This is a genomic window from Bradyrhizobium sp. ORS 111 (genome assembly GCF_045571485.1).
Lineage (GTDB): Bacteria > Pseudomonadota > Alphaproteobacteria > Rhizobiales > Xanthobacteraceae > Bradyrhizobium.
The window spans coordinates 78,306-103,900 of record NZ_CP120702.1 but is presented as its reverse complement, the minus strand read 5'-3'; the positions used below and the strand labels follow the sequence as shown (position 1 = coordinate 103,900).

Annotated in this window: 15 protein-coding genes; 9 read left to right on the top strand and 6 right to left on the bottom strand. The window is 58.1% G+C overall.

Annotated elements, in window-relative coordinates; genetic code table 11:
• The first annotated feature begins 14 nt into the window (after positions 1–14).
• From P6U30_RS37380 to P6U30_RS37370, 3 genes are all read left to right on the top strand, one after another.
• Positions 15–977: a heparin lyase I family protein gene (locus P6U30_RS37380; protein ID WP_407170711.1), complete on the top strand. Its 963-nt coding sequence runs from the start codon at positions 15–17 to the stop codon at positions 975–977.
• A gap of 127 nt (positions 978–1,104) precedes the next feature.
• Positions 1,105–2,103 carry a glycosyltransferase gene (locus P6U30_RS37375; RefSeq protein WP_407170710.1) on the top strand — a complete coding sequence of 333 codons (999 nt, stop codon included), beginning with the start codon at positions 1,105–1,107 and terminating at the stop codon, positions 2,101–2,103.
• A 482-nt stretch (positions 2,104–2,585) separates the two neighbouring features.
• The gene (locus P6U30_RS37370; RefSeq protein WP_407170709.1) at positions 2,586–3,779 is read left to right on the top strand and encodes a polysaccharide biosynthesis/export family protein; all 1,194 of its coding nucleotides are present in this window, start codon (positions 2,586–2,588) and stop codon (positions 3,777–3,779) included.
• Between the two features lie 109 nt (positions 3,780–3,888).
• Here P6U30_RS37370 and P6U30_RS37365 read toward each other — a convergent pair whose 3' ends face one another.
• The 6 genes from P6U30_RS37365 to P6U30_RS37340 form a co-directional block, all read right to left on the bottom strand.
• Positions 3,889–4,674: a heparin lyase I family protein gene (locus P6U30_RS37365; protein WP_407170708.1), complete on the bottom strand. Its 786-nt coding sequence runs from the start codon at positions 4,672–4,674 to the stop codon at positions 3,889–3,891.
• Between the two features lie 146 nt (positions 4,675–4,820).
• Positions 4,821–6,050, bottom strand: a complete 1,230-nt coding sequence (locus P6U30_RS37360; RefSeq protein WP_407170707.1) for an NAD(P)-binding domain-containing protein — start codon at positions 6,048–6,050, stop codon at positions 4,821–4,823.
• A gap of 82 nt (positions 6,051–6,132) precedes the next feature.
• Entirely contained in the window at positions 6,133–7,188 is a 1,056-nt protein-coding gene (locus tag P6U30_RS37355) for an ATP-grasp domain-containing protein (protein WP_407170706.1), read from the bottom strand.
• Positions 7,189–7,623: 435 nt separating this feature from the next.
• A complete protein-coding gene (locus tag P6U30_RS37350) occupies positions 7,624–8,430 on the bottom strand; it encodes a 4'-phosphopantetheinyl transferase family protein (protein WP_407170746.1) in 807 nt (268 codons plus the stop codon).
• A 63-nt stretch (positions 8,431–8,493) separates the two neighbouring features.
• Positions 8,494–9,363, bottom strand: a complete 870-nt coding sequence (locus P6U30_RS37345) for a hypothetical protein (protein ID WP_407170705.1) — start codon at positions 9,361–9,363, stop codon at positions 8,494–8,496.
• Positions 9,364–9,516: 153 nt separating this feature from the next.
• Positions 9,517–10,440 (bottom strand): cupin-like domain-containing protein, encoded by a 924-nt coding sequence (locus P6U30_RS37340; RefSeq protein WP_407170704.1) that lies wholly within the window; start codon positions 10,438–10,440, stop codon positions 9,517–9,519.
• A 265-nt stretch (positions 10,441–10,705) separates the two neighbouring features.
• On the opposite strand from P6U30_RS37340, the gene P6U30_RS37335 reads away from it, so the two are divergent.
• From P6U30_RS37335 to P6U30_RS37310, 6 genes are all read left to right on the top strand, one after another.
• Positions 10,706–11,794, top strand: coding sequence for a glycosyltransferase family 4 protein (locus tag P6U30_RS37335; protein WP_407170703.1), 1,089 nt, complete (start codon positions 10,706–10,708; stop codon positions 11,792–11,794).
• A 183-nt stretch (positions 11,795–11,977) separates the two neighbouring features.
• Positions 11,978–13,291 (top strand): nucleotide sugar dehydrogenase, encoded by a 1,314-nt coding sequence (locus tag P6U30_RS37330; protein WP_407170702.1) that lies wholly within the window; start codon positions 11,978–11,980, stop codon positions 13,289–13,291.
• Entirely contained in the window at positions 13,275–14,591 is a 1,317-nt protein-coding gene (locus P6U30_RS37325; protein WP_407170701.1) for a glycosyltransferase family 4 protein, read from the top strand. The genes P6U30_RS37330 and P6U30_RS37325 overlap by 17 nt, the downstream gene beginning before the upstream one ends.
• A 5-nt stretch (positions 14,592–14,596) precedes the next feature.
• Positions 14,597–15,268, top strand: coding sequence for a serine O-acetyltransferase (locus P6U30_RS37320; protein WP_407170700.1), 672 nt, complete (start codon positions 14,597–14,599; stop codon positions 15,266–15,268).
• Positions 15,269–15,488: 220 nt separating this feature from the next.
• Positions 15,489–17,429 carry an amino acid adenylation domain-containing protein gene (locus P6U30_RS37315; protein WP_407170699.1) on the top strand — a complete coding sequence of 647 codons (1,941 nt, stop codon included), beginning with the start codon at positions 15,489–15,491 and terminating at the stop codon, positions 17,427–17,429.
• Positions 17,426–25,531, top strand: a complete 8,106-nt coding sequence (locus P6U30_RS37310; RefSeq protein WP_407170698.1) for an amino acid adenylation domain-containing protein — start codon at positions 17,426–17,428, stop codon at positions 25,529–25,531. The genes P6U30_RS37315 and P6U30_RS37310 overlap by 4 nt, the downstream gene beginning before the upstream one ends.
• Positions 25,532–25,595 lie beyond the last annotated feature (64 nt).

Genomic DNA, 25,595 nt, shown 5'->3' with positions numbered 1-25,595 from the left:
GCGGGTTTCACAAGATGCCTGAGCCGATTTGGCCGAAATGCACTTGCTTCGTGGTTCTCGTTGCTGCGTTCACGATAGTGAACGATGCTCGGGTGCAGGCGGGCTCGATCCGCTCTGTCGCTCCGATTCCCGTCAAACTGTGTCCGAGTTCAGTAAGTGCCGGTCGACGCGTGGTCGATCGACTCGCGCCGAACAGAAATCTGCCGGAGGGCATCACGTTTGCGACGGACTGGAACCGGATCCAGACCGGCGGCTGGTACGGTCGTCAGGCCGTAGACGACTGTCGCATCCATCCCGACGGCTTTCGGACGAGTCACGGCGATATGGCCGTTCGCGTTGAAGTCCAGCCGCATGACGATCCGCTTGCACTGAATGCGAACAGTGAACGCGCTGAAATGTTTTCGATGCAGGACAGCGAGGGCAGGGAAATCAGGGAAGGCGTAGCGAGCGGCACTCAGTACTACGCTACAAGCTACTACTTTCCGACCAACTGGAACGGGCAACAGCTACCCTGGTCGGCATTCTCGCCCGCCGACTGCGCAACCGAGCATCAGAATGCGTGCAACAGCTGGTCCTATGTCTGGCAATTCTACGGGTGGGGCAGCCTCGCTGCCGCGCAGCGGACAATTGATGAACCCCCGACATACACATTTAATAATGTGAGACTATCGGATGGAGGGCTGGTAAGTTTAGGCAAGTGGACCGATTTCATTTTTGAAGTGGATTGGACTTCGGGAACCTATGCGATTTGGCGGCGCGACGAAGGGAACGATCGGTTCAGGTTGACACTTCAGGGGACCGCGGCTGTTCCTTCCGGTCAACGAATCTACGTCAAGCAGGGCCTTTATCGCGGAGGGAAAGTCGGGGGCCGAACTGACGTCCTGTGGATCGGACCGACGGTTCGTGGCTCGAGTTTTTCCGCAGTGGAGCGACAGGCGTTCGGCACCAGCAGCGAGGCCGCTCGTGACCGAGAGTAGCACCAGGGCGGCTTCATAAAGCACATTGCGCTAGATCGCTTGATATGTTGGCCGTTCAATGTATCTCGGATAAAGGCTTCGCGACTACTATTTCAGCCCTGCCTCGCGGGGGTAAGAGAATTAGCCCATGGTCAAGGTCAGTATCATTATCAAGACGCTTAACGAACAGGCGAATATTGCGAGAGCCACGAAAAGCGCGCTTGCTGCGGTCGTGGATTGGAAGGGCGAGGTCGTTGTTGCCGACAGCGCTTCGACGGACAATACAGTCGCAATTGCAAAAGAGTTCCCGACATCGGTCGTCGTGTTGGAAGAGGCCTCCGAGCGAAGATGCGGTGTTGGACCCCAATTGGGCTATCAACATAGCTGCGGTGAATACGTCTACGTCCTTGATGGCGATATGGAGCTCGATGCTGAATTCCTACGCAAGGCAGTGTCAATTCTGGACTGTGAACTGACCGTAGCGGGCGTTGGCGGATATATTCAGGAGATGCGAGCCGACAATCTCGAGCTTCAGGGCCGCATCAAGCGATTCCAGCGTGCACGTAGAAAGAACCTTCTGGATGTTGATTGCCTCAACGGAGGCGGCCTTTACCGGCGCACCGCGATTTCGGAAGTGGGTTACTTCTCTGATCGGAATCTCCACGCTTTTGAGGAGTATGATCTCGGAGCACGGCTTAGAACGAAGGGCTGGCGCCTTGTGCTGTTGGAAGACAGGGCCGTCGATCACTATAGCTATGCGATGGGAACGTGGCGATTGCTGTGGCACCGCATTCTGAGTGGTCGATTTCTGAGCGCGGGGGAGTTGTTTCGCGCAGCACTGCCTGGCCGATATCTATCGCGGCTACTCAGAGAAGTCCGCATCGTGCCGCTCTCGATCGGCGTCTGGGCCTATTGGGCGTGCTCGATCTTGGCTGCCACATTGACGGCCCCGGTCCCGGTGCTCTTGACTGCACTTGTGGCGCCCGTGGCGGTGATGGCGATCCGGACGAGGTCGCTCAATTTGGGCTTTTTCAGCGTGCTTACCTGGCATCTTTCTGCAGTGGGATTTGTCCTCGGCCTGCTCAGGAAGCGCAATCCTCCGGCCGACCCGATCCGCAGCAAGATCATTCAGTTGGTCGGGACCTGAGCACGATCAGTCGCTCGAGAACACGGTCAGGTTGTTCGCGACGACAGCTTCATTCCGGCCGCTTCTTGGCTTGTTCGACTGACCTCACCGACTCCCACGGAGCTCAATCCGCCCATTTGGCGGCCGCCGACACCTTGCCGGACTTAAACCAACAAGGCTGATGCATAACCGGAAGCGGTCCATTCCAACACAGCCCAACTAGGTGCGCCGCAGCATAACAGGCGCTCAACGAAGATCGCCCACTAGCGGAGCATTTACCCGAATCAGCTAGGGTCAGCGGATAGGCTGCAAGGCCTCGTTCTGGCCCGCAACCGGGCCAGAGGTCGCCTTCACCACGGGATCGGCTCAGGCGGGCCGCGAAGCTAGGTTTTAGTGTGCTTTTCGGGAAACACCCATTTGAGAATATTAAATTTTCAGCTTCCTGCCATCCTACTCCGACGCGGCGGCGTGGTAGAGCGGAGTTGCAATTGGGGGTGAGGGGCATGGGTTTCCGCCTTGGATTTTTGACTGCGCTAATTGCCTTAGCACTCGGCGGGTGCGGAATTACGCCGGTTGCTGGGCCGCAGAGCTGGGATATTGCATCCGGCCAAAGCAACGTTCCCTATGCCCTCGTGCGGGTAAGGCCTGAGGTCCTCAACGTTCTTGCCACTCATGCTCCACGGATTGCAGGTAGAATCGCCGACCAGCGGGGCCCCCAGACGGTCGTTGTAGGAATCGGCGACATTGTAGGTGTGACTGTCTACGAAACGGGCGCAGGCCTTTTTGTTCAGAACGAAACAGGGGTGCGCCCTGGCAATTTCTTCACCGTTCCACCCCAGGCGGTGGGCGTCGACGGCAACATTACGGTCCCGTCGGCGGGCTCCATACCTGCCAAAGGGCGCACCATAGCCGAGATCGAGCGCGCCATCGTCAGCGCCTTGAAGAACCGTGCGCTTGCACCAAGCGTTGTCGTCACTCTGCTCGATCAGCGGTCGTCAGCGTTCACGGTGCTGGGGGACGTGCGCAGCGCGGGTCGCTTCGCGGTCAATCCGGGCGGCGAACGCCTTCTGGAGGCGATAGGGCGGGCAGCCGGGCTCGTAGGGGCGGGCAATGAGTCGTGGGTCGTGCTTGAGAGAGGCGGCAAGAAAGCCGCGACGCCCTTTGGCGCCCTGATCGATGAGCCGGCAAACAATATCTACGTCCGACCGCGCGACGTGATCTACGTGTTTCGCGAACCGCAAACGTTCGTCGCCTTCGGCGCGTCAGGTCGTCAGGGTCAATTCCCATTCGAAGCCTGGCGTGTTTCCCTTTCTGAGGCGATTGCAAAGGCCACTGGCCTAAGCGACCTCACGGCCGATCCTGCCGCTGTCTTCGTCTATCGCGGGGAAACGCGCGAGGTCGCGTCACTCATGGGGGTCGATGTTTCGCAGTTCGATGGGCCGGTTATCCCGATCATTTATCAAGTCGATCTGAGGGATCCCGGAGGCTATTTCCTCACCTCCAGATTCGAGATGCACAACAAGGACGTGCTCTACGTCTCGAACGCTGCCTCGGTCGAATCCACAAAGTTCATGAATTACATTCGGACGATCGTGGCGACCGCTCAGGATCCGGTCACACTCGCGAACTCCATAAAGGCCTTGAGCACGGGTACGGGAGCAACCATCGTAACACAACCCATTCCGGCCGGACTGTAGACTTAGGAGGTCATGCGGCGTGGTCCAGCGATATGGACAGCGGTGCTTGATGCACTCTCGCCTTCGCGGTCAAGTTTTAGCCTGACCTAACTCATGGCCTGGCGTGATGCTATTTGACGGGCAGCGGACTAGTTATTCTTGAAGTGAGGTCGGTCGTGCCAATTTCCATGTTGGCGAACTGAATGGCGAACGGCGTCGCGATCGGGCCGTAACCGCGATAGATTCCGAACTTCCAATAGGCCTCGTTGCCAGTTGCACCGATGGCTCCAACGAATTGAACAATCTTGTTACCGTCGAGCCAGACGTCCAGCTGACCGCTGTCGGCCTCACCCTCTCGCAAATGAAACACGAGATTGTGCCACTGATTGCGGCTTAATGGCCCGCTGTAGCGCACATTCGTCGCTGGGCGCGGACTTGTGGCCTCGGTGAAAATGACCAGTCGCCCCAGCTTGAAATGTATGTGAAAGGGCCTGACTTTGGATCCATGCATCTGGCTGATTGCCGTCCAGTCTGACTGGTAGTCCGCACCGGGCTCGATGAACAATGCGTAGGCACCCCAAACGTCGGCGCCGTGGGGAAATCTGCGCTTGTAGCCGTCCAGTTCGGAACGCTCCTTGTTTTCACCGGACTCGCGATCCTCCGCCCATTCATCCCCGGCACGGACCTCGAACCGCGTGATGTCCGTCGCGCTTGCTGTCGATCGACCAATACTCCACTCACTCATGGCGGATTCCGGCACATAGGTGATGCCCCGAATGCTGATCGGAGCTTTCGAACCGGCAATCGGTCGCCAACCTGCCCGTTGCGGGTCTTGCGCCAGGGAAATGCAAGTCAACGACAAAACCGCAACAATGGATACCGCGGCTGCGGAAAACGTCTTTTGTGCGTTTTGCATGTTCTGCCCTTCACCAAAGGTCGCAAGTCAACGTGAAAGATGGCTTCTAGAAAGCGCGTCACCTCGGTCACTTCTGGAGCCCGCACCATCGGCCGGCGCTCGGGAGGCATCAACGGGCCACGATGACATCAGGGGCGCCTAAGCCCTCAATGAGCCGGCTGATGCGCCAGCGTTCGCTGCTGGCCTAATGCTTGTGTCAGGCGTCGGGCTGCGTAGCCGGCCCCGAATGCAAAACGCATGACCGGGCCAAAGCTGTTGGCTGATAGGGTGCCCAGAAAGTAGAGACCCGGAATGGACGCTTGAAATTCTCTAGAGAGTACTGGAGTTCCAGCAGCGGTCTCCAATCGAGCCCTGATTTCCTGGCTCAGGAAAGGCAGTCTTTGAACATCGAGCTTGTAGCCGGTCGCGGCAATAATGTGTTGCGGCTCGATATTCAGCCTTGCGCCGTCAGCCGCTCGCAATTCGAGCCTGATCCGGTCCCCTTGACGCTCGGCTCGCTCCAAAATGCTCCCAAGAAGCAGACGCGGACCGTTCTCCACCTTCTTTCGTATAAACCAAGCCCCGGCCGGTCCATGCGACCTCCGAACCACCCTGTGGCGCAGAGCGCGGGGCAGTTGACGAAACAGCCATGGCGCGTCGCCATATAGCTTGTAACGCCAACCCGGACCGATTCCGCTCATGGGTTTCCTGATTTGCTGCCACGTCGATCTGGAGAACTCCCTGATCGAGTCTGGCTCCTCGTTGAAGTTCAGCTTGTCTCGTCGCGCAATCATCTGCACATTCGCGCCGAGGTCGTAGAGCAACGCCGTGATGTCTGTGGCCGACGAGCCCCCACCAACGACCACGACATCTCGTGACCGAAAGCACGTCAAATCGTGATGTTCCGAACTGTGGGTCAGAAGTTCGGACGGAAGGCTTGCGAGGGCGGGGGGGACATAGGGGAAATAGGAGATGCCAACGGCCACCACGACGCGCCCGGCCGTTACAACCTCGCCATCCTCGAGGGTAACAGAAAATCCTCTCGGATCGCGCGCGATATTGGCCACGTGTCTCTCATCCAGCTCGGTCACCATCGCATCCTTGAATGCAAGCCCATAGGATACGAACGTCTCCAGACCGACTGGTATTCCGATGTCCGCGTAGGCAATGCCTTGCTTGGCACAAAAGTGCTTCAGCGTGAAACCGCCGTTAGGAGCGTACAGGTCGGATGCAAAGCCGTCGGACTTCAAGTACATGCCACGCGGCATTTGCCGCTTCCAGAAGTCCATGGGCTTCCCAAAAATTCGGAAATCAATCCCCTTTGCGCGCAAATGCGCGGCGAGCGACAGACCGTACGGACCGGAGCCGACAATCACAACCGGAGAGTATGAATTCATTGGGCAACTCTTGGATTATGAAAACTTGGACAACGAAAACGCTTACGTAACAACAACCGGTCAGCGACGCTGACCGCTTAAATCAACCCGCACGCTCGGGTTGCTCAGGATATGAGTCCTTGCTCTGCTCTGTCAGACGGCTTTGTCGATTCCGTCGTCTCATTCCTAGTCTCTTCACAAAACTCATCTTCATTGCGGACTTCAATAGCGCGAGAACCAACTGAGGATCATCCCAGGGCACATCAATCTGGGCCGCTGCCCCGAACCCGTATGTCCCCGACCTCTGTATCTCCTGCGGGAAGAGAGCAATCAGCCCGCGCATCTCCTCGTCGCAGCCCTGCAATGGTGATGGCTTGCCAGTCATCTGTGCGTAGAGCATGGCAGCTAGATCCGCTGCTCCTCCCCGCAAATAACAAGCCGGGGTAACGCGCGGGTTCATCTCGATAAACCATGCGCGGTTCTCTGAATCGAGGACGAAGTCAAATCCGATCAATCCGGATAGCTTCAGTCGACGTACAAGTGTTTCAACGGTCTTCGTCATCTCGGGCAAGTCGACGATCTCGACCGTGGAGGCGGGTCCAAAGGTGTAGACTGTCTTGTGCACCCGCACGCTTACTCCCCCGAGCACACGGCCATGCCAGCACAGCACGGCCCGGTTCGCAGGCCAGCCACTGACAAACTCTTGCACACATACGCCGGCGCCGTCCCTTTCTCGCCACGGAGCGCCCGAAAGCCAGGTCCACCTGCCGATAAACTCTCTCAAGGCCGTCGGCCAGCCGCTCGGCAACTGGAATACGCGTATTGCGGTCTTTGCCTGTTCAGGATCCTCGACGATACGTACAAGCTTGCCTCCCCACGATCCATCCGCTTTAACCAAAATGGGGTAACGGACTCTCTCGAGGACCTCGTCGCATCCCTCATGCGCAACCGAGATTGTCGTTGGGCAGCGAACTCCGAGCGCCGCGGCCAACCGCAGCAATTCAGCCTTTCTCTCCACGATCTCGAAGCCGTCGGGTGTCCCAAGCGATCTTTCGATCAAACGACAGATCATCTTCGCGTGGTTTGTCTGTTGACCATTCCCGCACATCGCATGGATACGATGCAGTTCCTTGACGGACGGATCATCGGTGCAGATCAAGAGCTCCGGCGTACATTCCCGGATTGCCCGAACGATTGAGCTCGCACGCGCTCCCGGGCGATAGTGGAAGTGTCGATAAACCGCTCGCGTCTGGGAAACAAAGCCTCTCCTTGGAGAAATCGCGGCGACCGCGAATCCCGCATTCGCTAGCGCCAACGCGACACGCGCGGGAATAGGCCACCGCTTAGTGGACACGATCAGAACACAGGGCGTAGCTGCATTCATTGCCGGCGCCATCATCAACTTGGCATCAGACGACGCGGACCAGGACCGACCTCCGTCGTCAAAATCGGGCGTTCAAAATTCCTCATTCGTCCGACGCCGCATTCCAAATTTCGTCAATCTGCCGCGCGAAGCGTTTGGTGGGCACTAGTCACTCCCAAGCTCTACCAACAGAAGTATCCCGAACCAGTTATTGCACGGGTTGAACGTGGCTCATATCATCAGCATATTGGCATCATGTCGAGATGTTCGCCTCCCCTCGACGAACTCGAACGTCTGGACTCCTCCCGTCAAATTTGAAGCCGCAACAGCGGAAAATACGCTTCCCTCGGATAAGTCCATTATCTGGATCATCTTTTCCTCGGACGCCTCGTCCGAACGCCATTGCATCTCCCAAGCACCAGCGCGATCCAAGGGGACCGTGAACGTGTCAAGTTTTACTGAAAGCCCAACGCCCATAGCTTTCACCAATGCCTCCTTGCGGGTCCAACATCGAAGGAAGCAATGCAATCGACTCTCGCCTTCAAGTTCAGAGATCACCTCGAGTTCGCGTTCGCTCATCACGCTCTCGGCTAACGAGCCAATGTCAGGAATTCTCACACAATCGCTATCCTCCACATCGACCCCTACCGGTTGGTCGATCGTGACGGCCAGCAATGCCGTCGATTTGCTGTGAGCCAGATTGAAATGCAGTCGGCCGTTGCTCGGCCCGTCCACTGCCGGTTTGCCGTTCTCACCGAGCTTTATTGCGACGCCGGCAGGCTCAATCCCAAGATAGCCGCCCAGCACCATACGCAGCAAAAGCCTGCTTTGACAGAAGCGTTCTCGATCAGCAGCAAAGTGGAACGCGTCGGCCCGCACACGCTCATCGTCGGTCATCATCTGCCAACCGCGCTCGGCCAGCTCACCATCGGCGAAGCGTAGCCGCCAGATATCGACCGCTCCGCGCGCGGGCCTCGCTCGCAATTCCACGGCTTGCTTACCGCCGACCAGCCCCAGCTCTGCGTCTCGATAGTGCACAGCCAAACCGAACTCCTCCGTCAATCGAATTCGCGCCAACGCCAAGGCAGGACGCGTCTCCGGTTAGCCCATTCGGCTCACAGCACCCTTTTGGTCGCCAACATCCGCGACGATGGGACCGGGCGCGCATTCGTTAATCCACTCGCCGACATCGATGAATTCTACAGCGTCATGCGACCTCAGAAAGCCGAGCACGTCGTCGACTGCACGCCACACCGGCTCATTATGCGCCAAATGATGGGTCAGCAGACCGATCGGCGTATGGGGCGATCGAATGCCCAACCGTCTGCCTCGCAAATGTTGAACGAGTTGATCGGCGACAACCCTGGCACCCTGCGCCGTCCTTGCACTCCAGTCGATGAGGTCGACGTGAACGTCAATCCGAGGGCTGCCCTTGAAATGAGGAATCCTGATTGCAGCGTTCCACGGCACACACGAGCCGATCCGCAGGAGCATCCGCTCCAATTCGTTCGGCATGAGCGACACTCCGAAAAATCCGATGCTCGGCAGAGCTTTGGTTAGGGCGGGCGTGATCCGATTAAACGGCGGCACGAAGATGGGTTTCGACGTGCCAAAGTGCTCCTTGAACAACCGTAAAGCGAACTGCGCATCGCTGATCATGTTTGAGATCGGACGATCGGGCCCAAATTCGGCGGGCCTCTTACCGCTGTTATAGTTGATGTGCTTCCAACCGTGACACATCGGATAGAATTGCGCCGGATTGTCGCTGATGAACTCGCACAACCCTGGTGCGATCTTGCCCGGAATGATCGCCAGCCCGATCCTTGTATCGAATTTTGCGGCAACGTCGCGCAACCGAACCAGATTCTCGGACACCTCGAAGGCGTCGTCGTCGCGAACCCAAAACCTGGCCTTCAAACGCGCGTCCGCCCACGCATCCAGTTCGCGGCGAGCCTCATCCCAAAGATTCATCTTTTGCAGTCTCACAACGTACTAATAGCGAACCCAGGGTCCGATTGATGGCTCAAGACAATTGCGTGTAGCGTATGATCCGTAGGCGCGGACGAGCGGGATTCGCCGATCGGCGCGTGATGCCGCAAGTGCGGCTTCTGCATCTTGCTTCATTCAGGCGTTTTCTGCCCGGGCGTAGACAGCATTCTCCTCGCCGACCCGCCGCCCGGTGGCACGATAGACCGCGCGCGTGGCCGCACGGGCCGCACGCGCGCTCAAGTACAGGCCGTTGTTGACAACGCTCTTGCCCTGGCCCGAAGGAATATCGACGCCTAACTCTGACAGCCGCCCGCGGATCTTGTGGATCAAGCTGTCGCGGCGAGTACTATCGGTATAGTACGTGAAGCTTACTGTGATGGAAGGTTCGTCGCCGACCTCAACCAGGTGCGGGCTGGTGGAGGGCATGTAAGCTCCCTGCCCAGGTCCGACCTTAAAGCAGTGCGCGAGTTTCCGAAACTCTTCTCGCCAAGTGATCAGGCTTCGGTCGTGTCGCGAGTGAAATCGGTCGCGTGCCCGATCGCTGACCACCCGCAGATCGTCGGGCTCCCAGACGTAGATCGTTTTCTGTCCCTTGATCTGGAGGATGAAGTTGTGCTCCTTGTCGACGTGGAAAGGGGTTACGGTTTTCGGCGAGCTGACAAAGATCCAGCCGCCGCGATAGCTCATCCCGGGATCCTTCAACTCGACGTTTGGCCGGACGCTATCTAGCACCTCGTCCACCAGCTCGCGGTAAAGCGGATCGGTCTGTACATTCAGCAAGGACATCCATGCTTGCGCGGCCGCGATGTGTTCCATCGTCCGCACCAAGGGCTGCTTCACGGGATGCAAATCAGGTGCGTTGCTGAAGGACGTTCCGGCCTCTGCAGCATTTGTATGCGCTCTGATGCGGCCCTTGCTCTCCAGGCGCTTAGCCAGTTCGACCAATTCCTCTATCTGAAGCCTCGGATGATCTGAAATCCTATGAGTCACGGGCATGACCGCCCAGGGATCGAAATGAGCCCAATCTAGTTCAATGAGAGAGGCAGGGTTCGACAACATCGCGCCGCTCCAAAATTTAGATTATAGCTAAAGTATATCAGTTCGGATTATACCGAAGTACATCAAAACCGCCAGCACGAGGCAAATTTGCTCTTGAGATTAACGGCGCCGTGGGCCTGGTAGACCTTTCTCCGGCCACAGCTCCCGATCGCATCGATTAACCGTCAGCCCATTCTCCGTTATTTTGCGGGCATCAATTTCGTGGCACTACAGATATCCTAAACTGACCAATATCAGAGCCTTTTCGATTTGGCAGGCATTGTAAATGACAAAAACACGGCCGTTTCGAATTTTGATTGCGACTCCATTCGGTGAACATCAAAGGGGCGGGATCGATCGCCTGACCGACCTCATCGTTGAAGATGTCCGCGCCAGCCATGGGGACCTTATGATTTCCCGGCTGGTCACCAGGGGGCCTGGAACATTATTGGCCTCGCCCGTCATGTTTGCGCAGGCATTATCGGCACTCTGGACCGCCAAGTGCCGTGGCCACGTCGATCTCCTGCACATTAACGTCGCTGCGGGGGGGAGCGCCGTCCGAAAGGCCATCCTTGCGCGCTTTGCCCAAGCACTTGGAATTCCGTACATCGTTCATCTTCATGGATCCCGATTTCAACAATTCTGGCCGTCTGCAGGACCGCGCACCCGTAGATGGGTCGACCGCATGTTTGCCGAGAGCTCGGCCGTGATCGTGTTGGGAAATGTCTGGTCCGAACTGGTTCGCGGTCATGTCCCAGGCATCGAGGACAAGATCATTGTACTTCCCAACGCAACGGCGCCAGCATGCATTGGTCACGAGCCGGCTCTAGATGGACGCGCCAGAATCTCCTTTCTCGGGGAGCTCGGTCAACGTAAGGGTACCCCCCAACTGATAGAAGCATTGGGACTTCTCGCCGATCGTCAGGACTGGACAGCCACGATAGCCGGAAACGGACAGATCGAAGAAACCAAGGCCCGAGCCGAACAGCTTGGCATCATCGACCGCGTGAAGGTGCCAGGCTGGCTGGACGCGGCGGCAACCAACGATGTGCTGCGGAGCTCGGACATATTTGTCCTGCCGTCCTTCGCCGAGAATTTGCCAATGTCCATTCTCGAGGCGTTTGCGTTCGGTCTTGCCGTCGTTGCTACGCCTGTTGGCGCCGTCTCCGATGTAGTCCGCGACGGCTCAAACGGTCTGCTTGTGCCGACCGGGAACGTGGATGCGCTCTCCTCCGCCCTTCGCAGGCTGATAGCTGATCGATCACTCCGGACCGCGCTCGGCGCCGCGGCCAAAGTCGACCACGCAACCAAATATGAAATCGGAACCTACACGACCCGCCTGACCGAAATCTGGAAGAAAGCCGCTGGCCTTTGAAGAAGGCGGCTAGGGGCAAGCGCGGCCCTCACCGCCGGGGCCAGGCACCATTAAATGTTTGCCCAATTAATCATTTTTATGTAATTATATGGATCGACCTCGTTTAAAAGCGGTACACTCTTCAAAGCAACAATTCCGATCCATTAGTTCCATCCTTTTCCTTTTTACAGTGATATTAAAAGCATGAGAGTTAGTGTTTTTGGGCTAGGCTACGTCGGCGCAGTCACCTCCGGCTGTCTCAGCTCGTTCGGTCATTCGGTAGTCGGCGTAGACCCCGCCGACACCAAAGTTGCCCTTATCAATCAAGGTAAAGCCCCGGTGATCGAAAAGGGGCTGGACCAAACAATCTCCGAGGCCGTTGCAAGGGGGGCTTTGCGAGCAACGAACGATGCTCGCGATGCTGTACTCGCTACCGACCTATCACTTATCTGTGTCGGCACGCCCAGCAAGCGAAACGGCGACCTGGATACCACCGCGCTCAACCAGGTCTGCACCGAGATCGGCAACTCGCTGCGTGAGAAACAATCACATCATTCAGTTATCGTGCGCTCCACGGTACTGCCGGGCACGATACGGAATGTGGTCATCCCGACACTCGAGAAAGCCAGCGGCAAGAGGGCGGGTATTGACTTTGGCGTCGGCTCGAACCCCGAATTTCTGCGCGAAGGCACGGCGCTGGACGACTTTATTGCGCCTCCCAAGACGGTGCTTGGCGTTGAGGACGAGAGGACGGCCGCCAATCTGGAAGCCCTCTACGGCGCGATTGACGCTCCGCTGATCCGCACCTCGATCGAGGTTGCTGAGATGATCAAGTATTCCGACAACGTGTGGCACGCGGTGAAAGTCGCGTTTGCCAATGAGATCGGGGTGCTCTGCAAGAGTCTCACGATCGATAGTCATGAAGTGATGGACATCTTCTGCCGGGATTCCAAGCTCAACCTGTCGAGCTACTACTTGAAGCCTGGTTTCTCGTTCGGTGGATCGTGTCTGCCGAAGGACGTTCGCGCGCTCACGCACAAGGCTCGCTCGCTCGATCTTGATCTTCCGCTGCTTGGTTCAATTCTGCCGTCCAACGAGAAGCAGACCAGCCGCGGCTTCGAAATGATTGCTCAGCTAGGGAAGCGGCCCGTGAGCATCCTCGGCATGAGCTTCAAGGCGGGCACGGACGACCTGCGCGAAAGTCCCATACTCGAAATAGTCGAACGGCTGATCGGAAAGGGTTATGACGTTCGCATCTATGATCGAAACATCAATCTGTCCAAGCTTGTCGGAGCAAACAAGGACTATCTGCTGCGAATGATTCCGCACGTATCGTCGCTGCTGGTCGAATCGCTCGACGAGGCTCTTTCACACGGGGAGATCGTCGTCATTGGCAATGCAGATCCTGAGTTTCGCGCAATCGCCGATCGCGTTCTTCCGACCCAATACGTGGTTGACCTCGTGCGTATCAAAGACCACCGACGGTTGAATGGAAACTACAATGGCATCAGCTGGTAAAGCGACGCTTCCGAAGCGGATCCTGATCATTGTCGAGAACCTTCCGGTGCCCTTCGATCGGCGGGTCTGGAACGAAGCCACGACCCTGGTCAATGCTGGATATGAGGTCAGTGTCATCTGCCCCGTCGGACACGGCGCATCCGCCCGTCGTGAAGTTATCGACGGCGTACATATCTATCGACATCCGGTCATCGAAGCCCGCAACATGTACTTCTATTTTGTGGAGTACGCAGTTGCACTGTTTTGGGAGTTTCTGCTGGCTTGGCGGGTGCTCTTCGAGCGGGGCTTTGATACCATCCATGCGTGTAACCCTCCCGACCTCATCTTTCTTGTCGGCGGTTTCTTCAAAATATTCCTGGGAAAGAAGTTTGTCTTCGATCATCACGACATCAATCCCGAGTTGTTTGAGGCGAAATTCGGCAAGCGAAATCTGCTCTATCGAGTTGTCACCGCACTTGAGCGCCTAACGTTTGCGATCTCGGATATTTCCATCGCGACCAACAATTCGTACCGCAGCATCGCCATCGAGCGGGGCCGCATGGATCCGGCACGCGTGTTCGTCGTACGATCTGGCCCGAACCTGGAACGGCTCAGAATTGTCCCTCCGGCTCCGTCGCTAAGGAAGGGTCGCACCTTCTGCGTTGGCTATGTCGGAGTGCTTGGAGCGCAGGAGGGCATTGACTATCTGCTCGCGGCGGCTCGTCATATCGTTTACGATCTCAAGCGCAACGACGTGCAGTTTTGCATAGCCGGCGGCGGCCCCGAGCTGGAGCGGCTCAAGGCACTTGCCGTTGAGCTTGGCGTCGACGACTACGTGACGTTTGCGGGACGGGTTCCCGATGAGCAACTTCTCCGTATTCTGAATACCGCCGACGTCTGCGTGAACTCGGATGAATTCAATCCGATGAACGACAAGTCGACCATGAACAAGATCATGGAATACATGGCCCTTGCCAAGCCGATCGTGCAATTTGACCTTACTGAGGGTCGGTACACGGCCCAAGAGGCATCGCTTTACGCGAGGCCAAACGATCCAGTCGACTTTGCCGGCAAGATCCTCGACTTGCTCGGCGACCCCGAGCGCCGCCGGCGCTTGGGCGAATTCGGACGGGACCGTGTGATCAACCAGCTCGCCTGGCCGCACGAAGCTCCGAAGCTGCTCAAGGCATACGCAGCTCTATTCGACCAAACTCTGGTTGCCAAGACCCGGTCACCGAAGTTGAGCGTGGCAAGCGGGTCGGACGTTCTGACCAGTAACGTGGTCAGGCGGCTTTTGACCCCTCTCGTATCCCGGAAATAACGCTGATGGGTTCATTCTGGACCAACATCACAGCAGATGCTTACCGCATCAAGGGACGACGAGCATCGATCGGCTCGATCTTGGTGCTGGGGGCCCTTAACCGAAGCTTCCGACCTATCCTGACGCTACGGCTCTGTCAGGCGACCGCCGGCTCGAGGCCTCTACTTAACCTGATCGCGCGGCTACTCCACCGTTTCGCCCAAGCCAAGGCCGGGATCGATATGCCATCCGTCCTGCGTGCCGGTCCCGGGCTAACGATCGTGCACGGATGGGGTCTTGTCGTAAACAGGGACGCCATCCTCGGTTCGAATGTAACGCTGTTCAACGGGGTTGTTATCGGACGCAAAGACAAGATCACAGCCGAGGGTCGCGAGACCCAATACCCCGTGATCGGCGACGATGTATGGCTCGGACCACAGGCGATCGTCGTCGGCGGTATCGAAATTGGAGATGGCGCGATCATCGGTCCAGGCAGCGTGGTCACCAAGAGCGTTCCGCCACATTGCGTTGTCGGCGGAAACCCGGCTCGCATTTTGAAGTCAGGGGCACTCCCTGATGTGATGAACCGAGCGCCAATGGAGGGACAAGACCCGCAAACGATAGCGATTTCATCAGGCATGGCGCAGGATAATGTCAAAGCGCGCTGGCAGGGCACGGAGCCACAACTGAGGGTTTAATCATTTCGGATTGTCGACTATACTCAGACAGGGAGGGGATTTAGAGCGCCATCCCTCTTCGGTTAACCAATGAGGCGATACAGAACGTCATAGTCAGCAATTTGGCTGACCTCTAGGTTTCCGGCGATTATGCTGCACTCGGTTTAATTGTTATTTTTTGATTGTTGGCTTGGCTCACCTTCGCGCCTTTGACGGTGACCGGCCGAGGTGAAAAATACAAATGGCAGGCTCAGAGCTCAATTTGTCGGCTCACCGGATGGACCCCCAAAGGTCATCCCTTCTCCCATCAGAGACGCTAAGCCGGTCCTTCGAACGGCAGGCAGAAGCGACGCCGGACGGCATTGCGATCCAGTCCGGGTGCGAACAGCTGACCTATCGCGAACTCGACGAACGCTCAAACCGGCTCGCCCGGCGTCTGCGCCAGGCAGACCTGCAGTCAGACGCGCTGGTAGCCGTATGTCTCGATAGGTCTTTCGACCTGATCATATCGATGCTCGCAACCCTTAAAGCCGGCGCTGCCTATCTGCCGATCGATCCGTCATATCCCGTCGATCGGGTCACCATGATTCTCGAGGATGCGAAGCCGTCTGTCATTTTGACGCAGGAACTCTATGCCTCGAAGATGTTGACCGGCGGTGAAATGCAGCCGGTTGTCTGCGTGGACCGTGATCGCGACGTTGTCGCGCAGCAGGATGCAAGTCCACTCGGTGATGTCGCTTCACCTGATAGCCTTGCCTACGTCATCTACACATCGGGCTCCACAGGCCGGCCAAAGGGTGTGATGGTGACACACCGAAACGCAAGTCGCCTTTTTACGTCGACAGCCGATTGGTACAATTTCGGGTCAAGCGACGTCTGGACCCTGTTCCACTCATCGGCCTTCGACTTCTCTGTCTGGGAAATCTGGGGATGTCTCCTTACCGGGGGACGCCTCGTATGCGTGCCTTATTGGGTTGCTCGTTCTCCGGCCGACTTCTACCGGCTCCTCGTCGACCAGCAGGTCACGGTGTTGAATCAGACGCCGGCTGCATTTTATCAACTCATCCAAATCGAAGAGGCTGGTACGGTTGGACAGTTGTCGCTTCGTTACGTCATATTTGGCGGAGAGGCACTCAGCTTTGCGGCACTACGCCCGTGGTTCGCACGACATGGTGATCGCAGGCCGCAACTGATCAACATGTACGGGATCACCGAGACGACCGTCCACGTGACCTATCGCCCGGTGACAAGCGCGGATTCCCGCGTAGAGACCAGGAGCTTAATCGGCACACCAATTCCGGATCTGCGGCTCTATCTGCTGGATTCCGAACTCCGCCCTGTCGCGAAGGGTGAGATAGGAGAGATCTACGTCGGAGGGGCGGGAGTCGCGCGCGGCTATCTCAATCGACCGCAACTTACTGCTGAGCGCTTTCTATCCGACCCGTTCGCAGACGGATCACAAAGCCTGATGTACAAGTCGGGAGATCTGGCACGTCACACCGAGACAGGCGATCTCGAATATCTTGGCCGTGGCGATACTCAGGTAAAAATCCGGGGCTTTCGTATCGAACTTGGAGAGATCGAGGCGACACTCACAGATCACGCTGACGTGCAGCAAGCGGTCGTCGTCGCACGGAAGGGCGCATTCGGCGAGCCGAAACTGTTAGCCTACTTTGTTCCGAAGCCGTCACGATCTCCGGCGCCGCGGAGCCTGCGCGACTTTCTCGCGACACGTCTTCCCGAGCACATGGTACCCTACGCTTACGAGGAGCTCGGCGCATTCCCGTTGACGATAAACGGGAAGATCGATCGCGACGCCTTGCCGGCGCCTCGGGAGACGGTTCGCGACGGACGCGAACTCGCGTCAACTCCCATGGAGGCTGCCGTTACCGAGATCTGGCGTCAGCTCCTCGGCGTCAAGGACATCGGAGTGGCCGATAATTTCTTCGACCTTGGTGGCGACTCTCTGCTTCTCGGCGCCATGCACAGCGAGCTCCGCAACAGATTGAGGGTCGATGTGCCAATCACCGTTCTGTTCGAGTTCACCACAATTCGCGCTCTTGCCCGCCGGCTAAGCGATACTCTCTCGATCGCCTCATTCGATGAGGCCAAGCAGAGAGCGCAGAAACAACGCGCAGCCTTCGCCCGCCGGCACGAACAGCGCCGGAAGGATAGACCGTGAGCGATTTGGACGCGGAGAGTCACACTCTTGACGGTGTCGCCATCATCGGCATGGCAGGGCGATTTCCCGGTGCGCGCAGCGTCTCTGAGTTTTGGCAAAATCAGCTCGACGGAATCGAGTCTATTTCACAATTCGACGTCAGTGAACTCGAGGCCAGGAACCAGAAAGCCGGGACCGGTGCGTCAGGCTATGTGAGAGCTCGATCGGTGATCGACGATGTCGATCTGTTTGATGCAGAGTTCTTCGGGATCTATCCCCGCGAAGCTGAACTGATGGATCCCCAGCAGCGGCTATTTCTCGAATGCTGCTGGGAGGCCATAGAGGATGCCGGTTATGTTCCGGATACCTATCCGGGCTTGATCGGCGTTTTCGCGGGTTCCAGTCTTTCATCGTATTTTCTGTCGCGGCTGTGCACGACGCCTGGTTTCATAGAACGGTTTACTTCGGGCTATCAGATTTCGAACTACACCGAGATGATGGGAAACAGTCTGGATTTCCTATCCACGCGCGTTTCCTACAAGCTCAATCTGCGCGGCCCAAGCTTCACAATGCTCTCGGCGTGCTCGACGTCGCTGTTATCGGTAACGCAGGCATGCCAGTCACTGCTAACCTACCAGAGCGATATGGCCCTCGCCGGTGGCGTTTCGATTACTCTGCCTCAGCGACGAGGTTATCCTTATCAGGATGGGGGTATGGCGTCGCCGGACGGACACTGCAGAGCGTTTGATGCCGATGCGCAGGGTACGGTGTTCGGCAGCGGGGTAGGCGTCGTATTGCTCAAGCGTCTGGACGACGCAATCCGAGACGGCGACCAAATCTATTCCGTAATTCGCGGCTTTGCCGCCAACAACGATGGATCGGCGAAGGTCGGCTATACAGCGCCCAGCGTCGACGGCCAGGCAAGCGTCATTGCTATGGCCCACGAGGCTGCCGGAATTGATCCGGCGACAATCGGATACATCGAAGCCCACGGAACGGGAACCCCCCTGGGCGATCCAATTGAGCTCGCCGGTTTGACGAAGGCATTTCGTGCGAGTACCTCTCGTGAGCAGTTTTGCACGATCGGTACTGTCAAAACCAACGTGGGACACCTCGACATCGCAGCGGGTGTCACCGGCCTGATTAATGCTTCGCACATTGTCCGGCACGGTGTGTTTCCTCCCACACTGCATTTCAAGCGTCCCAATCCCAAGCTCAACCTTGAGAGCAGCCCGTTTCGGATCGTAACCCAGCGGTCTGAGTGGAAATCCGACGGAGGCCCCCGCCGCGCTGGCGTCAGCGCGTTCGGCGTCGGCGGAACGAATGCCCATATCGTCCTGGAGCAACCTCCCGAGCGCCAGCGCCGGCCGTCCACCAAGCCGAACAATCTGCTTGTCCTGTCGGCGAAGTCGCCCACGGCTCTCGAGCGGGCGACGGACAACCTTGTCGAGCATTTGCGTTCCCATCCAGAGCTCGACTTATCCGATGTCGCCTGGACGCTGCAGACTGGACGACGGGCATTCGCTTACCGTCGAGCCGTGGTCGCTGGCTCGACCAGCGAGGCCATTCTCGCGTTGTCGATGCGCGACCGCAAGCGGCTGCAAACGCGCTCTGCGCCCGGCGACTCTCCAACGATCTACTTCATGTTTCCAGGGCAGGGGTCCCAGCATGCCAACATGGCACGCGAGATCTACGAGGTAGAACCGGTCTTTCGCCAGACGGTGAATCAGTGCGCAGAACTGCTGCAGGAACACCTTGGCCTAGACCTTCGCGATCTCCTCTATCCGCCCGCGGATGCGAGCGAAGACGCCAAGCGATCCGTTACGGACACGATTATCGCCCAACCGGCCATCTTCACGGTTGAGTATGCACTCGCCCAACTTTGGATGAGCTGGGGCATTCAGCCGACGGCGATGATCGGCCACAGTGTGGGTGAGTTTGTGGCGGCGTGTCTTGCGGGTGTGATTTCACTCGAGGATGTGCTGAGGTTGGTCGCGCTGCGAGGTCGGCTGATGCAAGCGCTTCCCGCGGGCGGCATGCTTTCGGTCCGCCTTCCGGAAAGTGAAATCAGCAAACTGATTCCCCCATCTTTGTCGCTTGCCGCCGTCAACTCACCCTCTCTTTGCGTGGTGGCCGGTCCGAATGAAGCGCTTGAACAGTTTGAGCGACAGCTTGGCAACGGCATTGCCTGTCGACGGCTGAAAACGTCGCATGCGTTCCATTCCGCGATGATGGATCCTCTTGTCGATCCCCTTACCGACGCTTTCGCCAAGACGAAGCTCCTTCCGCCCAAGATTCCGTATGTCTCGGGCGTAACCGGGACCTGGATAACGACGGCCGAGGCCACCGATCCCCGCTACTGGGCTCGCCACGCACGCGATTCCGTCCAGTTCTCCAAGGCGGTCCAGGAGTTGCGGAAAGCGCCTGGGGCCGTCCTCCTGGAGGTAGGGCCCGGCAACGCTCTTGCCATGCTGGCGCGGCAACACTCCGACCGCTCCGCAGACCAGACGGTCGTCTCATCGCTTTCCGACGGCTTTTCCGGTGAGGGTGATCGCGACGCACTTCTGACCGCCCTCGGCGCCCTGTGGGTCGGCGGCGTCCAACCAGACTGGACAGCCCTCCATAATGGGCTGCGTCCCCTGCGCGTTTCCCTGCCGACCTATCCCTTTGAACGTCAGCGTCATTGGCTTGAGCGCATTCCAGCAACGAATGACGGACCTGCGTCCAAGCCTGATGGCTCGGCGAACGGCATCGACAGCGACCTTCAGTCAACTCCGAAAATGGAAGCCGTAAACATGGCGCCCAATGTGACTTCCCAGCCTCAGACCAGTCCAGCGGTCGCGCGGGCGGCCAGACTCCGGACTGCTCTCATCGAGATGTTCCTCAACTTGTCCGGCATCGATGTCGCCTCGGCGCAAGACGGAACAACGTTCCTCGAACTCGGCTTTGACTCCCTGTTTCTCACCCAGGTTGCACAGGCTGTTCAGGAGCAATTCGACGTCAAGATCACGTTCCGGCAGCTACTCAACGAGGTTTCGAGCCTTGCCGCTCTAACTCAGTATGTCGACAGCAACCTTGCTCCACACCTCTACGCGGAGCCGGCGGCATTGGAGCCGTCCATCAAGGATACGCTGCCCGTATCCACGGCCGGAGCTCCCGCGACCATCTTGGCTGCCTCATCCGCGCTCGCCGCGCCGACCGTTTCCGCGCTAGTTGCCGACACTGCTCTCGAGCGCGTGATGCGTGACCAGCTTCAGGCCATGAACCAACTGTTTGCCAGACAGCTCGAGACGCTCCAAGCCGGAGTAGCCAAGTCCTCCAGCCCGATCGCCTCCAGCGCCACGGACGCTGCGCCAGCGCTCGCTCGGCAATCAGTCGAGATCAAACCCGTTCCGGAGCTCCCGCGCGCCGAAGCGAGCAAGCCGCACGGCCCCTATAAGCCGCCCCAAGTCGGCACGTCTCAGGAGCTGACCGAGCAGCAGACCACGCATCTGAAATTGCTGATCGATCGCGTTACGCAACGTACGGCCAAATCGAAGAGCTTCACCCAACGATATCGGGACGTGCTTGCGGATCCCCGCGTCGTCTCCGGCTTCCGTCCGCAATGGAAAGAGATGGTCTATTCGATCGTCACCGACCGTTCGAAAGGGTCGCGGCTATGGGACATCGACGGCAATGAGTACGTCGACCTCGTCAATGGCTTCGGCCCAATCATGCTCGGACATCGTCCGGACTTTGTGGAACGTGCGATCGAAGAGCAACTCCACGTCGGATTTGAAACCGGACCGCAAAGCCCACTCGCCGGTGAAGTTGCGCACCTGTTTTGCGAGATGACCGGCAATGACCGCATGGCATTCTGCAACACTGGCTCCGAGGCCGTTCTCGCGGCCATCCGCGTGGCCCGCACAGTCACCGGCCGAACCAAGGTCGTCATGTTCGGCGGCGACTATCATGGCCTATTCGACGAGGTCCTCGCCAAGGGTTTTAAAGATAGGACCGGTGACCCACAATCCGCTCCGATAGCGCCCGGCATTCCGCGGCAAAGCGTATCCAACATGATCGTGCTCGATTATGGCGCTGATGATTCGCTCGAATGGATCCGACAGAACGCCGCCGATCTGGCTGCCGTGCTCGTCGAACCCGTTCAAAGTCGCCATCCCGCACTGCAACCCATAGGTTTCCTAAAGGCTCTTCGCGAGATCACGGCGGCGGCCGGCACGGCGTTGATCTTCGACGAGGTTGTCACAGGCTTTCGTGTTCATCCGGGTGGCTGCCAGGCCTTGTTCGGAATCCGAGCTGATCTTGCGACCTATGGCAAGGTCATCGCCGGCGGCATGCCGGTCGGCATTCTCGCAGGCGGCCGGCGCTTCATGGATGCCCTTGATGGCGGTGCATGGCAGTTCGGAGACGACTCCTATCCCGAAAAGGGCGTCACCTTCTTTGCGGGCACGTTTGTACGCCATCCGCTCGCTCTCGCTGCGATGCGAGCCGTGTTGTTACATTTCAAGGAGGAGGGTCCGGCACTCCAGGAGCGTCTGACTCGTCGAACGGCTGCGCTCGTCCATCGGCTCAACGACGTGTTGCAGGAGCAGAACGTTCCGACCCGAATCGAAACATTCGGTAGCTTCTTCTACTTCAGCTTTCCAACGTCGGAACGCCTTGCGAGCCTCTTCTACTTCTACATCCGGGACAAGGGCGTCCACATTCGGGAGGGCTTTCCGTGCTTCCTCACGACCTCCCACAACGAGGCCGATCTCGACATCATCGTCGGCGCGTTTCGAGATAGCGCCATCGAGATGCGACGAGGTGGTTTCTTCTCGGAGCCGCCCGGCGCACTTCCGCTCGTGCAGCTTGTGGAGCGCACGGCCGAGCCGGATTCTCGTATCCCAGACCCGATTCCGCTAACTGAAGCACAACGCGAAATATTCCTCGCCGCCGTTCTCGGCAGCGAGGCTTCTTGTGCGTTCAACGAGTCATTTGGCATTAGCCTGCAAGGTGCGCTCCGGATTGCTGATCTTCGTGAGGCGGTGAATCAGGTGATCGCGCGACATGAAGCACTTCGCTCTACCATAGATGCCGACGGCCGCTTCATGCATGTCATGCCGGCGCTTTCGCTCGACATTCCCGTTCGCGATCTGTCGTCCCTTGCGCCAGACGCACGCGACGCCGAATATAGACGCGTTCTGGCCGCAGACGCCTGCCAGGCCTTCGATCTCGTCCGCGGTCCGCTCGTTCGAGCGGAGATCGTACGGCTTGATACAACTCACCACCAATTGAACATCACATCTCACCATCTTGTTTGCGACGGATGGTCGGCCAACCTAATCGTTGACGAGATCGCGACGCTCTACTCGGCGAAGGTCGGCGGCACGCATCCCGAAATGAACGAACCAGTCCCATTCAGCAAGTATGCGAACGCGCAGGCTGGTATTTCCGGCACGAATGCGAGCGTTGAAGCGTACTGGCTCGGCCGATTCCGCGATCTGCCAGCTCCGCTCGAGTTACCGACTGATCGTCCGCGACCTTCCGTCAAGACCCACGCGGGCGCGACCACGCGGTACCACATCGATGCCGAGCACTATCGCAAGATCAAGCAGATGGGTGCGAGGCACGGTTGCACGCTGTTCGCCACGCTCCTCGCAGGCTTCTATGTGCTTCTGCACCGCCTCAGTAACCAAAGTGATATCGTTGTTGGCGTCCCAACCGCGGGGCAGAGCACCCTCGACGAGGGCACTCTCGTCGGTCACTGCGTCAATTTCCTTCCCCTCCGCACCACTATCGAGAACGGCATGCCGTTTGACGCGGCGCTGAGCCAAGCCAAACGTGTCCTGCTCGATGCATATGAACACCAGACATACACGTATGGGACGCTGGTACGACAGCTCGGCGTTACCCGCGATCCCGCGCGGTTACCGCTGATGGAGGTTCAATTCAATCTCGAGCGTCTCGGTACGGGTACGCGTTTCGCAGAACTCGATATGGCAGTCGAGCCAAATCCAAAAGCGTCGGTGATCCTCGACCTGTTCTTTAACGTCATCGAATCCGATACAGGATTGACGATCGATTGCGATTACAATGTAGACTTGTTCGATGAGGCCACGGTATTGCTGTGGATGCGGTACTATGAAACGCTCCTCCTCGACGCCGTGTCGGCTCCAGAGAAGGCGGTATCCGATCTGTCGATCATGACCGATGAGCAACGCTCGTCTCTCATCGCCACGCTCAATCCAGCCCCGATCGCTATCCCGCCATCTCGTTCGATCGTTGATCTGTTTGAGCAACGGGCCGCCCAGAGCCCGCAGGCAGTCGCGGTACAATTCGCCGACGAGCGCGTCACGTATCGGACGCTCAACGCGCGCGCCAACCAGCTAGCCCGATACTTGCAGCGAGTCGGCGTGACTCCGGCGTCGATGGTCGCGACGAGCTTTGAGCGTTCAATCGACATGATCGTGGCGATGCTGGCTGTCCTGAAGGCGGGAGCGGCCTACGTCCCGCTGGACTCCTCGTATCCACTGGAACGATTGACGATGCTGATGCAGGACGCAAAGCCAAAGGTCCTGCTGACACATAAAGCACCCGCGGACAGCCTGCCAAAGAACGGCGCGACGCTTGTCCGTCTCGATGCGGACTGGTCGAACATCAGCCGTGAAGACGCAAACAATTTGCCCGCGCTCGCCACTCCTCAAAGCCATGCTTACGTTATCTACACGTCCGGGTCTACGGGCACCCCGAAAGGCGTTCTCGTCAGTCATCATAATGTCGTCAGACTGCTCAAGTCGACGGAGCAGTGGTTCGGCTTCGGCGAAACGGATGTGTGGACCTTATTCCACTCGTCTTCATTCGATTTTTCGGTATGGGAGATCTGGGGCTGCCTCCTGACCGGTGGGCGACTTGTCATTGTCCCGTACCTTGTCACTCGGTCGCCACAAGATTTTTACAATCTGCTATCCGACGAACGCGTAACGGTCCTCAATCAGACTCCGGCCGCATTCTATCAACTGATCCAGGTCGAGGAGTCGGGCGAGACCAAGCCATTGTCTCTTCGGTATGTGATCTTCGGCGGCGAAGCCTTGAACTTTGCCAGTCTGCGCCCGTGGTTAGGGCGCCATGGGGATCGACGCCCGCAGCTCATAAACATGTACGGAATCACCGAAACAACCGTACACGTTACTTACCGCCTCTTGAACGCGGACGACATCGCCAGCGAAGGTCGCAGCTTGATCGGAACGCCTATTCCCGATCTGCGGCTCTACGTCCTCGACGCGAACCGTCGTCCCGTACCACCCGGGGTGACCGGCGAGATCTATGTCGGTGGGGCAGGGGTTGCGAGCGGCTATCTGAACAAGCCAGACCTGACTGCAGAGCGCTTCATCGCCGACCCGTTCGCCGGCACGCCCGATGCGCGTATGTATAAGTCCGGTGATCTTGCCCGGGTGCTTGCTACAGGTGACGTTGAGTATCTCGGCCGGGCCGATTCACAAATCAAGATTCGAGGATTCCGCATTGAGCCGGGCGAGATCGAAGCAGCCATGGTCGAGCATCCGGCCATTGAGCAAGCGGTCGCCACCGTCCGCAGAGATGACGCAGGCGATCCGCGGCTAGTTGGATACTTTGTCGCAAGGTCCGGGATCACAATCGCTCCCTCGGAGGTGCGGCAGCTTCTCCAGAGCAAACTGCCCGCGCACATGGTTCCGCACGCTTGCGTTGCCATCGATTCCGTGCCTTTGACCATAAACGGCAAGGTTGACCAGCGCAGACTGCCGGCGCCGGATTTCGGTCAGGCCGTCCAATCCAGAGAATACGTGCCACCGACGACGCCTCACGAGCAGGCGCTTGCAACGATCGTCTGTGAAATATTGAAGCTGCCGAAGCTCGGAGTGACCGACAATCTATTCGAGCTTGGCGCCGATTCGCTCCACGTGTTTCAAATCACGTCACGAGCCACCAAGGTGGGTTTGCCGATCATGCCGAAGCTCGTGCTTCAACAACGCACGATCCGCGGCATCCTGGCCGAATTGAAGCAGGACCAGACCGCTGCTCAATCACAGACCATCACACCGGTTGAACGGAGCATGTATCGCGTTAAGCGGGAGGGGACTCGCAGCAGAAAAGCGCAGGACTGAACATCAAATGACCGCATTGAGCCCCATGCCAGGAGGCCGCACACCGGGAGCACAGGCACGGTCT